This window comes from Pseudomonas putida, from assembly GCF_028682475.1.
GTDB classification, from domain to species: domain Bacteria; phylum Pseudomonadota; class Gammaproteobacteria; order Pseudomonadales; family Pseudomonadaceae; genus Aquipseudomonas; species Aquipseudomonas putida_AG.
Map to the genome: position 1 here is coordinate 1 of NZ_JANHLE010000094.1, position 621 is coordinate 621.

Below are 621 nucleotides of genomic sequence, written 5' to 3' on the forward strand. Positions count from 1 at the left end.
AGGTCAATCTGAACCATGTGGATGGCCTGGGCAGCGGCAGGATCACTGATAACGGCACGCTGTTGCTCGATGGAGCCAGCGGCACGCTGGACAATGCCATCGGCGGCACCGGGGCGGTCAACCTGAGCAATGCCAGCGCGCTGACGCTCGCGGGCAACAACACCCTGTCGGGCAGTTGGAACCTGGCCATGGGCACTGCGCTGACGGCCTCGACGGCCAGTAACCTGGGCACGGCGGCGATCAACAACGCCGGCACCTTCAATATCGACACTGGCAGCAACTGGACCTTGAGCAACGCGCTCAATGGTGCGGGCGCCTTCACCAAGAACGGCACGGGTACGCTGACCATCGCCCGGGCCAACAGTGCCAGCGGGGCGACCACGGTTCAGGGCGGCGTGCTGAAACTGAGCGACGCTGACGGCGTCGGCTCCGGCACGGTGAATATCAACACCGCAGCGGGCAGTGCGACGACCGGGCTGGAGTTGGCATTAGCCTCGGCCAGCAACTTCGATAACCTCCTGGCCGGTGCGGGCACGACCACGGTGAGTGGGGCGCAGGCCACGATCAGCGGCGCCAATGCGGCCTACACAGGGCAGTGGAAGGTGACCGGTACGGGTACTC

Annotated in this window: 1 protein-coding gene; it reads left to right on the top strand. The window is 65.5% G+C overall.

Annotated elements, in window-relative coordinates:
* Positions 1-621, top strand: a 621-nt coding sequence (locus NPS47_RS25305) for an autotransporter-associated beta strand repeat-containing protein (RefSeq protein ID WP_274297437.1), incomplete at both ends; no start/stop codon positions are given.